This window comes from Lacinutrix sp. YIN62 (assembly GCF_057219185.1).
In genome coordinates this window covers 1-17,647 of sequence record NZ_JBXVVH010000002.1, presented here as the reverse complement: position 1 = coordinate 17,647, position 17,647 = coordinate 1, and the positions used below count along the sequence as shown (strand labels likewise).

Here is a 17,647-nt window from a genome sequence, read left to right as displayed (position 1 = left end):
TCAGCTTGCAAATGTACAATTTTAGATGGAATATGTGAGCTACATTCTCTAATTAAACCTTTTAATAATTAAGAATGCATTAATTTTATATTGGTTTGAAAAGTATTACACTTAAGTATTAATATAAAGCAGTAAAAAAACGGAATACATTTAAATAGATTATATTTAGTGGCTAAAATAAAATTTTAAAACATGAATAAAATAAGCTTTGTTATTGTGGTAGTATTACTGTTGTTCTTTTCTTGTGGGAAAAAAGAATTTAAAAAAGAAACAGAGTTTAAATCAAAAGCGTTTTCTGAAGTTAAAATTGAAGTGCTTTTGAAGGATTCGGTGTTGAATGTAAGGGCTTTAGAAATTGTAAAAGGAAGTGGCGAGATGGTTTTTCTAACTGCAAATGGTAATGGGGGAATAATATCTATAGATACTGATGAAGTAAGTTACCCTATTAGAATAGATAAGAACAATAAAAACCTAAATTTTAGAGCTATTGCAAGTACTACAAATGCTAGTTTTGGATTATCTATAGGTAGTCCAGCCTATTTGTATAAAATGACAAACGAAGATACAACTTTGGTTTATCAAGAAACACATAAAAAAGTGTTTTATGATGCAATAGATTTTTGGAATGATATGGAGGGTATTGCTATTGGCGACCCTACAGATAATTGTATGAGTATTATTGTTACTCGTAATGGAGGAGCAACCTGGGAGAAATTAGCTTGTAGTTTATTACCTAAGGCTAAAGAAGGAGAAGCTGCTTTTGCTGCGAGTAACAGCAATATCGCTATTATAGGTGATAAGACATGGGTGGCTACTGGCGGAAAAGCGAGTCGTATTTTATATTCACCAAATAAGGGACATACCTGGGAAGCTTTTGAGACGCCAATTGTACAAGGAAAAGAAACTACAGGAATGTATTCTATAGATTTTTACGATGCGCTTAATGGTTTTGCTATTGGAGGCGATTATACTAAACCAGAAGCGAACGCAAAAAATAAGATAGTTACAAAAAATGGCGGAAAAACATGGGCGTTGGTTGCAGAAAATCAAGAGCCTGGTTATAGAAGTTGTATACAATATTTACCCAATAGCAAAGGAAAAGAATTAGTAGCCATCGGTTTTAAAGGCATAGATTATTCCTCAAATAATGGTAATACGTGGAAGCATTTAAGTGATGAGGGGTATTATACGGTTCGTTTTATAAATGATAGTGTCGCTTATGCCGCAGGAAACGGAAGGGTTTCTAAATTAACCTTTAAATAAATCATTTAAGAAAAACCTATTACATAATAAAAGAATCTAAAGATGGGCACGTGCTTGTTTAATATCTGAAAAACTTAAGGGGGCAATTGTAATTAAATTCCTAAATTAATTACCTTTATGCCGTATATATAATAGTTATGTTTCAACAAAATCAAGATATTTTTAATATCCTATTGGGGGCCGTTTCAGAAGGTGTTATTATTGTGGATAAACATCAAAATATAGTAGAAGCTAATGACTCTGCAGAAAAATTGTTTGGTTACGATAAGAATGAATTAATAGGAAGTCCTTTAAATGTTTTAATTCCTCAAAATTATCATGTTGGCCATAGTGCTTATTTTAAGGATTTTATACAGCAAGGAGGAAGTCGCCAAATGGGCCATGGACGCGATCTCTATGGCGAAAGAAAAGATGGGAGTACATTTCCTGTTGAAGCAGGTTTAAATCCCTTTACAATTTACGGTGAAAACTATGTAATGGCATTAGTTATTGATATTACAGAGCGAAAGTATGCCGAGCAAGAACGTAATCATATGGCGACTATTTTTGATGAGTCGTTAAACGAGGTTTTTGTTTTTGAAGCGGATACACTAAAATTTATGAACGTGAATTATGGCGCGATAAAGAATCTTGGCTATACTTTAAAGGCGCTTAAAAGGATGACGCCTATAGATATTAAACCAGAATTTTCTGAAGAACAATTTAAGGAAATTGTAGATCCATTACTAAAAAATACTTTAAAAAAGATAGAGTTTGAAACCATACACAAACGTAAAAATGGTAGTGTTTATCCTGTAGAGGTACATATGCAAATGTCTACGTTTAAAGGCGAAAAGGTTTTCTTTGCTGTTATTTTAGATATAACAGAAAGAAAGAATTATACTAAAAAATTAGAACGGACTGTAGAAGCGCGTACTAAGGAATTACAGGTGGCATTAGAAAAAGAAAAGGAACTCAATGAGTTGAAAACTAAATTCTTATCGTTAGTGTCTCATGAGTTTAAAACACCATTAAGTGGGATTCTAACATCTGCAATGCTTTTAAGTAAATATACATTAGAAACCCAACAAGACAAAAGAGATAAGCATATTAAAACGGTAACAGAGAAGGTTAATTACCTTAACAATATATTAAACGATTTCCTATCGGTAGAAAAACTTGAAACGGGAAAAGTAAATTATAAGTTTACTCATTTTAAAGTTAGTAAAATTGTTAATGAAGTTATTTATAATTGTAATATGCTTTTAAAGGAGGGACAACGAATTAATTATCCCGATAATATTGAAGGAATATCACTGGAACAAGATGAGAAAATCATAGAATTAGCTTTATCTAATTTGGTACATAATGCGATTAAGTATTCTCCAGAACATACTATTGTAGATCTTTTAATTAAACAAGATCAAAGGTGTACAACTTTTAGAGTTAAAGACAATGGGATTGGAATCCCAAAAGCAGAGCAAAAAAATATTTTTAATCGTTATTTTAGGGCGGAGAACGCTTTGTTAACTCAAGGCACGGGTATCGGTTTAAATATTGTAAAGACGCATTTAGAGCACTTGGGAGGTGTTATTAGTTTTGAGAGTGAAGAGAATAAGGGTTCTGCATTTACAATAATGATACCTAATAAAGGAGAAGCTTTAAAAAATAAATTACCACTTTAATAGAATGATAAGAATGAAAAAAGTACTATTAATAGAGGATGACACGGTTTTAAGAGAAAATACAGCAGAATTACTAGAACTTTCAGGGTATGATGTCATTACAGCTCAAGATGGAGTTCTTGGAGTGGAAAAGGCTAAAGCGGAGTTGCCAGATATTATTGTTAGTGATATTATGATGCCCAAGTTAGATGGTTACGGTGTATTAAATACATTGGCCAATATTGTAGAAACCAGATGTATTCCGTTTATATTCTTGTCTGCAAAAACAGAACGTAAAGATGTAAGAAAAGGAATGGATTTAGGTGCCGATGATTATATAACAAAACCATTTAATGAAGAAGAACTGATTAGTGCTATCGAAAGTCGTTTGGCAAAAATAGCCATTTTAAATGATCAGGGAGATGGAAGCGACGAAACAGAAGCAGAAATAAAAACGCTTGATGATCTCAAGAATTTATTTGAAACAAAAGGCAGTGTTTCTGTATTCTCAAAAGGCGATACTATTTATAGCGAAGGGCAACATGCGAATTGTATTTATTTAGTTGCTAGTGGTGTGGTTAAATGTTATAAATTAGACATACAAGGGAAAGAGTTAACAACAGCTTTGCATAAGTCAGGGGATTTATTTGGCTATACATCATTTACACAAAATATTACCTACCAAGAAACGGCAATTGCTATAGAAGAGAGTCAGTTAATAGGTATTCCTACCCCCATGTTAAAAGGTGTTTTAGAAACCAATCATAAATTAATGTTAGCGCTTATGCAATTATTAACCGATGATTTAACAGGTGTAAAGGATCAATTATTACAAATGGCTTATAGCTCTGTTCATAAGAAAACAGCTACAACACTATTAAAATTTGCCGAAAAATTAAACCCTAAGCCAGAAGAGCCAATAAAAATTTCTAGAAACGATTTAGCTAGTGTAGCAGGCATTGCAACAGAAACATTGATTCGCACAATGTCTAGTTTTAAAAAGCAAGGACTTATTGCTATAGAAGGAAGGAATATTAGAATTTTAAACCTTGAAAAATTAAAGCATATTGAATAAGGATTCTCCTTTTTGAAAAGGATATATGATTAATATCATTTTTTGAGAAAAATCTTAAATATAAATTTGTTAATATAAAGCTATATATTAATGAAAAATATTTTACTACCAACAGATTTTTCCGAAAACTCATGGAATGCTATAAGTTATGCACTTCATTTTTTTAAAAAAACAAGCTGCAATTTTTATCTGTTGTATGTAAAATCTCCTAATGCTATAACAATTGAAGATGCTTTTTATACACCTCACCAAACGCGTATTGGTCAAGTGGATTTAGACCAACCAAAAAAACGATTAAAAACAGTTTTAAAACGGGTTTCAGAAGCATTTTTAAAAAATGATAAGCATAAGTTTTATACGATTGTAGATCATGATTTTTTTATAGAGTCGATACGAAAACAAGTAGATGAAAAGCATATAGATACCATTGTTGTTGGTACTAAAGGCGCAACAGGTTTAAAAAAACATATTGTAGGAAGTAATACAGGGGATATTATTACAAAAGTAAAATGTACCACGCTTGTTGTTCCAGAAAATACAAATTATAGCGTCCCTAAAGAGATTGCTTTTCCTACAGATTATTCTTTATTGTACAATTTAGAAATACTGAATCCTATTTCAGAAATTTTAGAGACAAACAACGCCGCTTTGAGAGTGCTTCATATTAGCAAGGAAAAGGAAGACTTAAATATAAGCCAAAAGAAGAATAAAGAACTTTTAGAAGACTATTTTAATAGCTATAACCATAGTTTCCATTTCTTAACAGGAAAGAAAGTCGAAAATGCAATACAAGGTTTTGTTCAAAAAAAGGATATTGATATTATCACTATGGTCGCAAAGAATTTAAACTATTTTCAAAAAATATTATTTCATCCAACAGTTGAAAACATAAGTTATCATACCGATATTCCTTTTTTTGTGCTACATGAGTAGGAATTTGGCAATTTTGAGAGTAGACTTAACTTTAGTTATATGATAAATATCATATTTAAAAATAATGACTAGCTCTAACTTTACAGAATAATACGATAGGTATGAACAATAATCTAATACATAAATATAATATTCCTGGACCTAGATACACTAGTTACCCAACAGTTCCATATTGGAATATGAATACATTTTCATTAAAAAAATGGGAGCAGTCCTTCATTAAATCCTTTAATGAAAGTAATAGTAGTGAAGGGTTAAGTTTATATGTGCATCTCCCTTTTTGCGAGAGTATGTGTACTTTTTGTGGTTGTAATAAACGTATTACAAAGCGTCATGATGTTGAAATGCCTTACATTAATACCTTATTGAAAGAATGGGAATTATATTGTGAGTTATTCGATGAAAAACCAAAAATAAAAGAATTGCATTTTGGAGGTGGTACTCCAACATTTTTTACACCTGAAAATTTAAAGCTACTGGTAAAAGGAATATTAGATAACTCTGTTTTAACAAAAAACTATGAATTTAGTTTTGAAGGACATCCTAACAATACTTCAAGAGCACATTTACAAGCATTGTACGATTTAGGGTTCAGGCGCGTGAGTTTTGGTGTGCAGGATTATAATGAAACGGTACAAAAAGCAATTCATCGTGTGCAACCCTTTGCGAATGTTAAACGAGTTACAGAGTATGCTCGTGAGATTGGATATACTTCTATTGGGCATGATATTATTTTTGGGTTACCATTTCAAACGGTAGCGCACGTAGTCCATACCATCGAGAAAACAAAGCTATTAAAACCAGATCGCTTGGCCTTTTATAGTTATGCGCATGTGCCTTGGGTTAAAGGGAATGGACAACGTGGATTTAATGATGAAGATTTACCTTCTGCTCAAGAAAAAAGAGCTCAATATCAACAAGGAAAAATGCTTTTAGAGGCTGCAGGTTATGTTGAAATAGGAATGGATCATTTTGCTTTAAAAACGGATAAACTGTATAAAGCGATGGAAAACGAAACCTTACATAGGAATTTTATGGGATATACCGCTTCTAAAACACAAGCAATGGTAGGGCTTGGAGCTTCTGCAATAAGCGATAGTTGGTATGGGTTTGCTCAAAATACAAAAGGAATAGAAGCATATACTCATTTAGTTGAATCTAATGTTTTGCCTGTTTTTAGAGGTCATATTCTTAATGATGAAGATTTAACAATTAGACAGCATATTTCTAATTTAATGTGCGCCTTTAAAACAACATGGGATTCCGAAAATATGTTTTTTCCTGAATTAAAAGGTATTTTAATTAAACTTCAAGAAATGGAGCAAGATGGATTAGTAGAAATAGGACCTAAACATATTATCGTTACTCATAAAGGAAAAGCATTTGTTAGAAATATATGTATGGCTTTCGATTTGCTTCTACAAAGAAAAGAACCTCAAAAACAGCTGTTTTCAATGACAGTATAAGCTTTTAGTTAATATGAAAAAAATTATAGTACCCGTAGATTTTTCCGAACATTCTGAGTATGCGCTAGAAACAGCTGCGCAGCTTGCTAAAAATATAAAAGCTGAAATTTTAATAGTTCATATGTTAGAGATTTCAGAAACCGTTTTAACTAAAGGTTCCAGAGAACTGCAAAATGAATCTTTTTTCTTTTTAAAGCTAGCAGAACAAAGTTTTGTGTCTTTTTTGGATAAGGATTACCTAGAAAACGTTACAATTACTCCCATTATTAAACATTTTAAGGTGTTTAAAGAATTAAATGATATTGCAATAGAACATGATGCAAACCTAATTGTTATGGGATCTCACGGTTCTAGTGGCGCTAAAGAGATGTTTATAGGGTCTAATACCGAAAAGGTAGTACGACATTCTAGCATTCCGGTATTTGTAGTTAAAAATAAACCTCAAAAAGATAATATAAATAGGGTAGTTTTTGCTTGTGATTTTTCTGAAGCGTCAATAAGTGCATATATAAATGCTCGAAAACTGATTAATGAATTTGGCGCGCAATTGTTTATTTTATACGTGAATTTACCAAATGAGCGCTTTTTGAGTCAGAAAGCAATGGAGCAACGCGTTCACTTGTTTCTTAAAAAAGCCGATGGTAGTTTAGAAAATATACATGATGTACATTATACTGCAGATTATACCGTAGAAAAGGGAATTCTTAATTTTTCTCAAAAAGTGGAAGCAGATTTAATTACAATTGCAACGCATGGCCGAAAGGGAATTGCTCATTTTTTTGAAGGAAGCATTTCAGAAGATCTAGCAAATCACTCTATAATACCAGTAATGACATTTAAAATACATAGGTAATTTTTAATTTTTATTAGTTAGTGACCCGAAAGAGGCTATTGATTCTATATATAGATGTCAATAGCCTCTTTAATTATTTAAATTTAGAAAGGTATGTGTTAGTTAATAACCGCTTTCGTCTTGAAGAATAGGTTCTTTTTTTAAATCATTGATGAGTAATATTAATTTCTCAAGTGTTACATGATTCATTACAACTATTTTATACCATTTAGGGTTTAAATGATTGTCTGGAACAAGACCAAATTTTTTAGCGACTGCTTTATCTATGAAACGGCTTTTAATAGTGACTATATTTGATGTTGGAAAATGATAAAATTCAATAGATAATTTATTTAACTGTTTGTATAGCCACTGGGTTCGTTGTTGTAAAGTATGAATTTTTTCAAACCAACCAAAAGGGCCGTTTTTCATTAAAATCATCCAGACTGAAATGGCATTAGCGCCAGATCTGCTCCCAATTAATGTAGAATCTTGCCCAAGGACATAACTCGCTTGCTCGGTATTTACATATTTCATAAAGCCTTTTCGTATTAAGAAAATACCAGTTCCATAAGGCGCTTGAGCCATTTTATGTGCATCTAAAGTGAATGACGTTATGTCTTCATTTTTAAAATTTAAGGTGTTTTCTTCATTCGAAAAAGGGTAATAAAAACCTCCAAAAGCACCATCAATATGTATTTTAAAGTGAACTTCTGTTTGTTTTAAAGTCGCTATGTACAGCTCGATATCGTCTACGGTTCCAAACATAGTTGTCATCATATTAACTATTACAATAAAATATTTTTTACCAGACGATTTGGCTAATTTTAATTGGGCTTCAATAGTGCTTTTTGAAAGGGATCTATCACTTTCATTATTTGGGATTTTGAGAATAGAAATAGAAAGTAAATTACTAGCTTTATCCATAGAATAGTGGCTATCCTCACTGCATAGAATACAAATATCATCGAGTGCTGCATTGTATTCTTGCATATAGTAATTTCTATAGGTCCATATGGCTTGGATATTGGCCTCTGTTCCTCCAGAGGCTACATAACCATCTTGTTTTAATGGTTCACCTTTTAAAATATCTACAGCGCATAACTCAATAAGTTCTTTTTCAATTTTTTGAGTACCAGAAAAATAACCTTCAGAACTATCTAGAGTATGGCAGCCTATATGATTGGGGTTTTTTACTAGTGAGGACATAAAAGGCGCGTCTTTAAGAAAAGGGGCGTCTTGATTAAAGACTTCTTCATTTAGTTGGGAAGCAGGAATCCCTAATATATTTTGAGTTGTATAGTTTACATTATCGTTTAATGCCTTAAATACGGTGTCTTTTATTTCTTCTTGATTTTTTTTTATCCAGGTCGTCATTTTTTATGATTTAATTTAATGGCATTCTATAGCACTTGATATTATTTCTACTACCGGCGTAGGCGAGAGGTACGGAATACCTAGGCCTAAGCCACGTAAAACGAATAGTAATCCTATGATTATAACCAGAATAGGAACCGCTTTTTGGATGCGTTTTTTAATTTTTATATTCAAAAATTTACCGATATAAATTGCTGAGGTCATTAAAGGGATGGTTCCCAAACCAAACAAGAACATATAAAGACTTCCTTGAAAAGCACTACCTGTTGCTATAGCTCCAAAAACGGCCATATAAACTAAACCGCATGGGAGGAAGCCGTTTAAGAACCCAATGGAGATAAAGGTATCTGTCGTTTTCTTTTTAAGCGCTTTTCCTAAATTAGATTTCACTTTGCTAATAAGTTTATATAACGGTTTTGATATGTTATATTTTCCAAATACTCTATGCGGAACTAACACAGCTGTAATCATAATTAAGCCAATAATTATAGATAATTTTTGTTGTAACCCAAAGATGTATAAACTTTTTCCAATTAATCCAAAAAACAACCCAATAATGCTATAAGCTAGTAAACGCCCTAGATGATAAACAAATATTTGACTTACTTTTTTATAAGAATTTGTTCTATCTACGGGGAGCATAAAGGCAATTGGACCACACATACCAATGCAATGAAAACTTCCTAAAAGACCAAATATGAGCGCAGATATTAACATTTAGTAGATGATTTCTTTCTTATAGAGATAAGTTTGTTTTTTGTATTCCCAATCTATTTTTATATTCCAACGTCCTTCTAATAGACTAGAATCTGGTATTGTTAAAATGTTGTTGTGTAGTGTTATAGGTAGTTTTAGATCTAGACGTTTGTTAGACGGTCTGTATAAAAACACATTTCCAGAAATAAGATTTTCATCAAAATTGCTAGGAAATGTTATAATCAATCCTTGTTTGTTTTTTTTCCAACTTAAGTTTTGCTCGAGATGCTTTGCATTCTTTTCTTTATCTATATCGTTTTGGTATTCTAACTCTTGTTGATAATAATCGTCTGTAACAAGATCATGATCGTATTTTTTGTTGGTATTCATATTCACAACGAAATACATTATAAAACTTATAAAAGCAATAAAAGCTATTACAATTCCGGTTCCCCAATTCATTTTCATTTTTTTATGATTTTATAACTTCTTTATAGAAGGATGTTTTTTATTATTTTATTAGCCTTTCGATTATCTTAAATAAGTAATAGACTCTGCTTTATTTATAACTTCTAGGCCCTAGAAACCTAACAGTAGTTGTTTCTATAAGGTTGTCCTTATTATAAACTTCTATCATTAATTTGTTCTTATCGCCTTTTAAATTTGCTTTATCTATTTCAATAAATAAGGTGCCCTCTGCTAGTCCTTGGGCAGGTATTGTAAAGCTGTTTTTAGTTGAAACTAATTTTATAAGCCCTTTATATTTTCTAAGTTTAAAACTTACATCCTCTATAGTGTCATTGGTTTTGTTAATGAGTTTATAGGTGAAAACGTTACTAATAATATTAGGACCTTTATGTTCGTATAATTGACCAGGAAGTCTTAATATTCTAGCTTCTACATCATTTCGTAGTGCTAACATTCCTGCTAAAACACCAGTAAGAATAGCGAGTACAGCTATATATCCTTTTAGTCTAGCTGTAAGCTTAAAGGGAGCCTTTTTTTCAATATTATCTTCACTGGCATAACGTATTAAGCCTTTTGGGAGGTTTATACTCTCCATTATATGGTCACATTCATCTATGCAAGCTGTACAGTTAACACATTCTAATTGGGTACCGTTTCTTATGTCTATTCCTGTAGGACATACATTTACACACTGAAGACAATCAATACAATCGCCATGACCAAGCGCATTTCGGTCTTCATTTTTTCTGAATTTTTTTCTGCCGTTTTCGGCTTCTCCACGTTTATGATCGTAAGCAACAACAATAGATTTATTGTCTAAAAGTACGCCTTGTAGTCTTCCGTAAGGGCATGCAATAATACATACTTGCTCTCTAAACCAAGCAAAGACAAAGTAAAAAACAGCTGTAAAAATAATCAGGGAAATTAAGGTACTCATATGTTTGAATGGACCATCGATAACATATCGTATTAGTTTGTCACTCCCTATTAAATAAGCTAGAAAAACATTAGCGATAACAAATGAAATGATTAAAAAAAGGAACCATTTTAATGTGCGTTTTCTTATTTTTTCAATATCCCAAGCTTGCTTTTCTAAACGCATTTGTTTGCCTCTATCGCCATCAATCCAATATTCTATTCGTCTAAAAACCAATTCTAAAAATATAGTTTGCGGGCAGATCCAACCGCAAAATATACGTCCAAAGGCGACTGTAAAGAGGGTTACAAAAATAACACCAATGATCATTGATATTACAAAAAGATGAAAATCTTGAGGCCAAAAAGGAAATCCGAAAATATTGAATCTCCTTTCTAGAATATTGAACATTAAGAATTGATTGCCATTAATTTTTATAAATGGGGCTGTAATAAGGAACGCCAATAAAATATAACTAACTATTTTTCGGTACTTATAGAATTTTCCGCTAGGTTTTTTAGGAAATACCCAGGCGCGTTTACCTTCATTATCGATGGTACCAATAGTGTCTCTAAATATTTCGTTTTCTGGAGTTTCCAATGCTGTTTTTTATTTTAATTCTGTTTGTTCTTCCCAAATATCGCCTTCTGGAGCTTTAGGTTTAGCAGGGGTTGTTCCTTGTAGTGTTAAAACATAACTCGCTAGTTGCGCTATTTCTGAAGGTTTCAAGTTTTGTTTCCAAGCAATCATACCTTTACCATCTCTACCGCCTTCAGAAATTGTTTTAAAAACATTACTAATGCCGCCTCCAAGAATCCAATTTTTGTCAGTTAGGTTAGGGCCAATACCTCCGCCACCATCAGCCATATGACAAGGAATACAGTTTTTAGCGAAAATTGTTTGTCCTTTATTTAAATCAGACGGGTTTGTTAAGGCAACTACTGTTTTGTAATCGACTAAATCTTTGGCTGTTTTCTTATATTCTTCAATAGCTATTTTAGCTTCAGCATATTCCGTTTCTAATTCATCATATTGATTGTCTCCATTAAAAATATGATATTTTACCATATAAATTAACCCAAAGGCTATAGAGGCATAAAAGCCATACAACCACCATGGCGGTAAGTTGTTATCTAGTTCTTTTATACCATCATAGTTATGGTCTAAAATAATTTCGTGTTCTTCTTCTAAAGGTTTCGCTCCTAGCAGTTTTTTATACGTATTCTTTAACCATTTAAATTCTGGGAGTTTGTTTTTCTTCGCGGTATATCTTGCTTTAGCTTCATCGCTAAGCGTTTTATATAAGATGCTTTCTAATGTAGAAAGGATTACTTCTACACCAATAATGAGTAGAAGTATTAGTAATAAATACAGCACAATGATAGGATGTTCTATAAATGCTGGTTTATCTCCAGAGTCTACAAAATACTCTATAAGTCCGAAAACAGTAAAGAATAAGGTAATGGCTCTTAACCAAGATGGGAATAAGGTTCTCATAGTGTTGTGTCGTTTTGGTTATCTAATGGCAGGTTACTTACAGTTGTGATATATTCTTTCTTGGCAGTAATTACCCACCAAAATAGAATAACAAAAAAGGTGAAAAATATGAGTAAAGATATGAGTGGATATATTTCTATACCAGTAATACTTTCCATATGGTTTTTTACAAATTTTAGCATAACTCTTAATTTTCGGTAGTTATTAATTCTTCTAAATCTGTTACTTTTATATCGGTTCCTAATCGCTGTAAATATGCAATAAGTGCTACTATTTCGCGGTTACGCATTTCTATAAAATCGGGGCCTCCAGAAGCCTTGTCAGCTTCATAGGTTTCTGCAAAATCAGGATCTGTATAAAGGTTTTTTTCTATTTTAGTACCTTGTTTTAACATGTTTTGCTGCGCATTTGTAATGTCTTCTTCTGTATATGGAACTCCAAGTGAGACCATCGCTTTCATTTTTGTTTCGGTTAAGGATTTGTCAAGTTTATCTCTAACAATCCATTGGTATGCAGGCATTATAGAACCACTTGAAGTACTTTGAGGGTCGTACATATGATTAAGATGCCAGTTGTCGGAGTATTTTCCTCCTACACGATGTAAATCGGGACCTGTACGTTTACTTCCCCATAGAAAGGGATGATCATAAACATATTCTCCGGCCTTAGAATATTCTCCATAACGTTCTACTTCACTTCTAAATGGGCGTATCATTTGTGAGTGGCACCCCACACAACCTTCGCGTATGTATATATCTCGTCCTTCTAACTCTAAAGGCGTATACGGTTTAACGCTACTAATGGTAGGAATATTTGAGTCTACCATTATAGTTGGTACGATTTGTACAATCCCGCCAATTAAAATAGCTATGGTTGCAAAAATGGTTAATTTAACGGGTTTACGTTCTAACCAAGTGTGCCAGCCTTCTCCTGTTACACGTTTTTTGGATACGTTTTGTAAGGCTGGTGCTTCTGCTAATTCATCGTTTACGGAGTTACGAGATCTTCTAATTGTAGTAACTACATTATAAGTTAATACTAACATCCCTACGATGTACATAGAACCTCCAATAGCACGCATCCAATACATCGGGATAATTTCGGAAACAGTTTCTAAAAAATTCCCATAAACTAAAGTCCCATTTGGATTAAACTGTTTCCACATACTCGCTTGTACAAAACCAGCAACGTACATTGGTAAAGAGTACATTATAATTCCTAGGGTTCCAATCCAAAAGTGAAAGTTTGCTAAACCTGTAGAGTATAACTTTGTTTTGAATAATCTTGGGATTAACCAATAAATCATTCCAAAGGTTAAGAAACCATTCCATGCTAAGGCACCTACATGTACGTGAGCTATAATCCAATCTGTAAAATGAGCAATAGCATTAACGTTTTTTAGAGAAAGCATAGGGCCTTCAAAAGTAGCCATACCATAACCGGTAATGGCGACTACCATAAATTTTAAAACAGGATCTGTTCGGACTTTGTCCCAAGCACCACGCAGTGTTAATAATCCGTTTATCATTCCTCCCCAAGAGGGCATTAATAGCATAATTGAAAACGCTACACCTAAATTTTGTGCCCATTCTGGAAGTGCTGTATATAATAAATGATGTGGACCTGCCCAGATGTATATGAAAATTAATGACCAAAAGTGTACTATGGAAAGGCGATAGGAATAAATGGGTCTATTCGCTGCTTTAGGTATAAAATAATACATTAACCCTAAAAATGGAGTTGTTAAGAAAAAAGCTACGGCATTATGTCCATACCACCATTGTACCAAAGCATCTTGAACACCTGCGTATACTGAGTAACTTTTTAAGCCACTAACAGGAACTTCTAAACTATTAAAAATATGAAGCACTGCTACAGTTACAAATGTGGCTAAATAAAACCATATTGCAACATACATATGACGTTGTCTTCTTTTAAGAATAGTTCCAATTAAATTCCATCCAAAAACAACCCAAACCACAGCAATTGCAATATCAAAAGGCCATTCTAATTCGGCATATTCTTTTGAGGTTGTGTAGCCTAGTGGTAATGTAATGGCGGCTCCAACTATAATAAGCTGCCAACACCAAAAGTTAATGTTACTTAGCGTATCGTTAAACATTCTCGCTTTAAGTAGGCGCTGAGTGGAGTAGTAAACTCCCGCAAATATAGCATTACCTACAAAGGCAAAAATAACGGCATTAGTATGTAAAGGTCTTAAGCGGCCAAAACTAAGCCATGAAATACCATCGGTTAAGTTAGGAAACAGGAACATAAAAGCGAGTAGAAGTCCTACCAGCATTCCTACTGTTCCCCATACCATTGTGGCATAAAGGAATTTTTTAACGATCTTGTTATCGTAATAAAATTGTTGCATCTCCATAGTAAGTGTAATTAGTCTGTTTTATTTTGTTTTGTTATTTTTGGTTGCGTTTTTACTAATTCATCTTCAAAAAGCATTCTAATAGAAGGGGTATAACCATCATCAAACTGTCCTTTTTTTACAGCTATTATAAATGCGATAAAAAAAACGATTGCTACGACAATGCTTATGGTTAATAATATATATATAACACTCATATCTTATTAGAAGTTAAAAGACAAAATTACTGGCATAATGATTCTTATAATATGATATTTATCAGCTTTCCTCTTTATTTAGATGTCGCCCTGAAAAATTGGTTGCCAAAGTTGTGAACACCACAATACTAATAGAGCTTAAAGGCATTAAAATAGCTGCTATTACTGGTGATAATTGCCCCGTTACGGCAAAATAAAGACCAATAACATTATAAATGAACGAGAGAATAAAGCTCCATTTTATAATCTTGATAGCATTTTTAGAAGCGTGTATAAAACGCCCTAATTGCTTGAATTTCGAAGCATCTAGAATGGCATCGCAAGCAGGAGAAAATACATTTACATTTTCTGATATTGCGATGCCTACATTACTTTGTGCTAATGCGCCTGCATCATTTAAACCATCGCCAATCATTAAAACTTTAGCGCCTTCGTTTTGATGGTATTTAATGTATTCTAACTTATCATTAGGTTTTTGATTGAATATAAGTTTGGTTTTAGAAGGCAATAGCTTTTTTAAATTATCCAGTTCCCCTTCATTGTCACCAGATAAAATGGCTAAATCGTATGTTTTTTTTAAATTATTGAATAGTTTAGAGAGTCCTTTTCTGTAGGCGTTATGGAAAACAAATTTCCCTTTATAATTACTATCTGTACTTATGTGAACGGCTGTGTTTAGTATTTGGGGCTCTTGATGTTTACCAACAAAATTTGCAGAGCCAACTTTAATGTTTCTCTTGTTGTGTGTAGCCTCAATTCCTTTGCCTAGGTGTTCTTCAAATGTATCTAAAGTAATAATGCCATAATCCTCTAAAAGACTATATAGTTTTCTGCTTAAAGGGTGATTAGATCCTCTTAAAGTGTTTTTTAACAAAGATTTTTCTAATTCAGATAGTGTTTCTCCTTCATAGGTTGCAGCACTTTTTTTATTAGAAGTAATGGTGCCTGTTTTATCAAAAATAATGGTGTCTATGGTTGCTAATTGCTCGATAACCGTAGCGTTCTTTAAATAGAATTTAGCGTTTCCAAATAAACGTAATAAATTTCCAAAAGTAAAAGGCGCCGAAAGTGCAATGGCACAAGGACAAGCTATAATGAGTACAGCTGTAAATACATGCATTGCTTTTGATGGCTCCCAGAAAAACCAAAACCCTGTAGCAATACAAGCTATAGAAAGTATTGCTATAGTAAAATGTTTACTAATACTATTGGTAAGTGTGGTGAATGCAGCTGTTTTATCTTTGTTAAAAACGTCGTTGCTCCAGAGTTGGGTAAGGTAGCTTTGCTCTACAGATTTAAGAACTTCTATTTCGATAACGCCGCTGGTTTGTTTACCACCTGCAAAAAGTTTGTCTCCAGATTGCTTAATTACTGTTTCAGATTCTCCAGTGACAAAACTATAGTCAATATTTGCATTACCATTAATTAGGATGCTATCTGTAGGAATGAGCTCTTCATTTCTAATAAGTAATCGGTCTCTTTTTTTTATGTCGTAAATTTGAATGGGTATTTCTTTGTCTTCTTTTGTTAGTTTGGTTATTGCTATTGGGAAATAAGATTTGTAATCGCGTTCGAATGATAGAAAAGAATAGGTTTTTTGTTGAAAGAATTTTCCTAACAATAGAAAAAACACGAGTCCCGTAAGACTGTCAAAAAAACCGGTGCCTAAGTCGAAGATAATTTCAATAGTACTGCGAATAAAAAGGACACTTATACCTAATGCAATGGGGACATCCATATTTAAAAGCATAGCACGTAAGCCTTTAAATGCAGAGATAAAGTAATCTTGCGCGGCATAAAAAACTACAGGCAAAGAGAAGGCAAACATTAACCATCTAAATAGAGGTTTGTATTGTTCTATCCAAAAACCATTTACTTGAAAATATTCTGGAAATGAGAGAAACATTACATTACCAAAGGCAAATCCGGCAATGCCTAGTTTGTAAATTAAACTTCTATTGATCTGTTTTTTTCCTGTAGAAAAATCATCTAAGCTGATATAGGGTTCATAGCCAATGGCAGACAAAAGTAAGACTAATTCTTTTAAAGACGTGGTTTTAGAATTGTATGTGACGCGAACAGTTTTGTTTCCAAAATTTACTTGAGATGATGATATTTCCTGTTTTAATTTATGTAGATTTTCTAGAATCCAAATGCAAGAACTACAGTGGATATGCGGGATGTAAAGACTTACAATTTGAGTGTTTTCATCATTAAATTCAAGGAGTTTGTTAATGATGTCTTCCTGGTTTAAAAAATCGTATTTACCTTCAACTTCTTTTGGGATGGCCCCTGGCGACGATTGTAAATCGTAATAGCAAGTGAGGTCATTCTCTGAGAAAATTTCATAAACTGTTTTGCAACCATTGCAGCAAAAATATTTTTCATTAAAAAAAATAGTCGTACTGTCGCAATCATCTCCACAGTGGTAACATTTTTTATGTTCCATAATTATTGCTCATTAATTGTAGTTAATAGCAAAGGTTACTTATAATATAAAAGTATTAAATGATATATATCAGTTTAAGTATTTATAAGACAATATGGGAAGAGCTTAAATGTAAAAGGACGGTTCTTAATATTTTAATAATAAAAGCGGTCTTTAACGATAACGTTAAAGACCGCTTTAGGGTGTTGGGAGACTATATTTTAAGCATTAGTTTTTTATAAATTTCTTGGTAATTGTTTTTGCTCCATTATTGAATTGTATAATATATAATGCAGGTTTAAGATTACTAACATCAATTTTATTTGCGTTTCCTATTATACCAGTGCTTATTTTTTGTCCAGTTAGACTGTATAAGCTATACTCTATATTTTTTAAAGACGTGTTTACATATAAAGCGTTTTGAGCAGGATTAGGGGAGATCGTTAAATTATAATCTAAGGCATTGTTATTAG

General features: G+C 32.6%; 16 protein-coding genes. 6 read left to right on the top strand and 10 right to left on the bottom strand.

The features are described 5' to 3' along the window. Positions 1–192: 192 nt before the first annotated feature. The 6 genes from AC2D8I_RS01550 to AC2D8I_RS01525 all read left to right on the top strand — a co-directional run bounded on the left by AC2D8I_RS01550 (position 193) and on the right by AC2D8I_RS01525 (position 7,233). Complete coding sequence (locus tag AC2D8I_RS01550; protein WP_484704230.1) at positions 193–1,263, top strand: sialidase family protein; 1,071 nt, start codon at positions 193–195, stop codon at positions 1,261–1,263. A gap of 137 nt (positions 1,264–1,400) precedes the next feature. Then, on the top strand, positions 1,401–2,927 hold the full coding sequence (locus tag AC2D8I_RS01545; RefSeq protein WP_484704229.1) for a sensor histidine kinase: 1,527 nt from the start codon (positions 1,401–1,403) through the stop codon (positions 2,925–2,927). A 13-nt stretch (positions 2,928–2,940) separates the two neighbouring features. Beyond that, positions 2,941–3,981 (top strand): response regulator, encoded by a 1,041-nt coding sequence (locus tag AC2D8I_RS01540; RefSeq protein WP_484704228.1) that lies wholly within the window; start codon positions 2,941–2,943, stop codon positions 3,979–3,981. A 90-nt stretch (positions 3,982–4,071) separates the two neighbouring features. Next, positions 4,072–4,914, top strand: coding sequence for a universal stress protein (locus tag AC2D8I_RS01535; RefSeq protein ID WP_484704227.1), 843 nt, complete (start codon positions 4,072–4,074; stop codon positions 4,912–4,914). A gap of 101 nt (positions 4,915–5,015) precedes the next feature. Then, positions 5,016–6,380 carry an oxygen-independent coproporphyrinogen III oxidase gene (hemN, locus tag AC2D8I_RS01530; protein ID WP_484704226.1) on the top strand — a complete coding sequence of 455 codons (1,365 nt, stop codon included), beginning with the start codon at positions 5,016–5,018 and terminating at the stop codon, positions 6,378–6,380. Positions 6,381–6,393: 13 nt separating this feature from the next. Continuing rightward, positions 6,394–7,233 carry a universal stress protein gene (locus AC2D8I_RS01525; protein WP_484704225.1) on the top strand — a complete coding sequence of 280 codons (840 nt, stop codon included), beginning with the start codon at positions 6,394–6,396 and terminating at the stop codon, positions 7,231–7,233. A gap of 102 nt (positions 7,234–7,335) precedes the next feature. Here the strand turns inward: AC2D8I_RS01525 and AC2D8I_RS01520 are convergent, their stop codons facing one another. From AC2D8I_RS01520 to AC2D8I_RS01475, 10 genes are all read right to left on the bottom strand, one after another. Beyond that, positions 7,336–8,589 (bottom strand): pyridoxal phosphate-dependent decarboxylase family protein, encoded by a 1,254-nt coding sequence (locus AC2D8I_RS01520; RefSeq protein WP_484704224.1) that lies wholly within the window; start codon positions 8,587–8,589, stop codon positions 7,336–7,338. 15 nt (positions 8,590–8,604) lie between these two features. Continuing rightward, positions 8,605–9,306 (bottom strand): sulfite exporter TauE/SafE family protein, encoded by a 702-nt coding sequence (locus AC2D8I_RS01515; protein ID WP_484704223.1) that lies wholly within the window; start codon positions 9,304–9,306, stop codon positions 8,605–8,607. Further along, positions 9,307–9,753, bottom strand: a complete 447-nt coding sequence (locus AC2D8I_RS01510; RefSeq protein WP_484704222.1) for a FixH family protein — start codon at positions 9,751–9,753, stop codon at positions 9,307–9,309. 91 nt (positions 9,754–9,844) lie between these two features. Then, positions 9,845–11,269, bottom strand: a complete 1,425-nt coding sequence (gene ccoG, locus AC2D8I_RS01505; RefSeq protein ID WP_484704221.1) for a cytochrome c oxidase accessory protein CcoG — start codon at positions 11,267–11,269, stop codon at positions 9,845–9,847. A gap of 9 nt (positions 11,270–11,278) precedes the next feature. Continuing rightward, positions 11,279–12,166 (bottom strand): cbb3-type cytochrome c oxidase N-terminal domain-containing protein, encoded by an 888-nt coding sequence (locus AC2D8I_RS01500; protein WP_484704220.1) that lies wholly within the window; start codon positions 12,164–12,166, stop codon positions 11,279–11,281. Beyond that, complete coding sequence (locus AC2D8I_RS01495; protein ID WP_484704219.1) at positions 12,163–12,348, bottom strand: CcoQ/FixQ family Cbb3-type cytochrome c oxidase assembly chaperone; 186 nt, start codon at positions 12,346–12,348, stop codon at positions 12,163–12,165. The genes AC2D8I_RS01500 and AC2D8I_RS01495 overlap by 4 nt, the downstream gene beginning before the upstream one ends. Before the next feature lie 5 nt (positions 12,349–12,353). Further along, positions 12,354–14,549: a cytochrome-c oxidase, cbb3-type subunit I gene (gene ccoN, locus AC2D8I_RS01490; protein WP_484704218.1), complete on the bottom strand. Its 2,196-nt coding sequence runs from the start codon at positions 14,547–14,549 to the stop codon at positions 12,354–12,356. 11 nt (positions 14,550–14,560) lie between these two features. Then, positions 14,561–14,746 (bottom strand): cbb3-type cytochrome oxidase assembly protein CcoS, encoded by a 186-nt coding sequence (ccoS, locus tag AC2D8I_RS01485; RefSeq protein WP_484704217.1) that lies wholly within the window; start codon positions 14,744–14,746, stop codon positions 14,561–14,563. 61 nt (positions 14,747–14,807) lie between these two features. Beyond that, positions 14,808–17,195 (bottom strand): heavy metal translocating P-type ATPase, encoded by a 2,388-nt coding sequence (locus AC2D8I_RS01480; RefSeq protein WP_484704216.1) that lies wholly within the window; start codon positions 17,193–17,195, stop codon positions 14,808–14,810. Between the two features lie 207 nt (positions 17,196–17,402). Continuing rightward, positions 17,403–17,647, bottom strand: a 245-nt coding sequence (locus AC2D8I_RS01475) for a T9SS type A sorting domain-containing protein (protein ID WP_484704215.1), incomplete at its 5' end; no start/stop codon positions are given.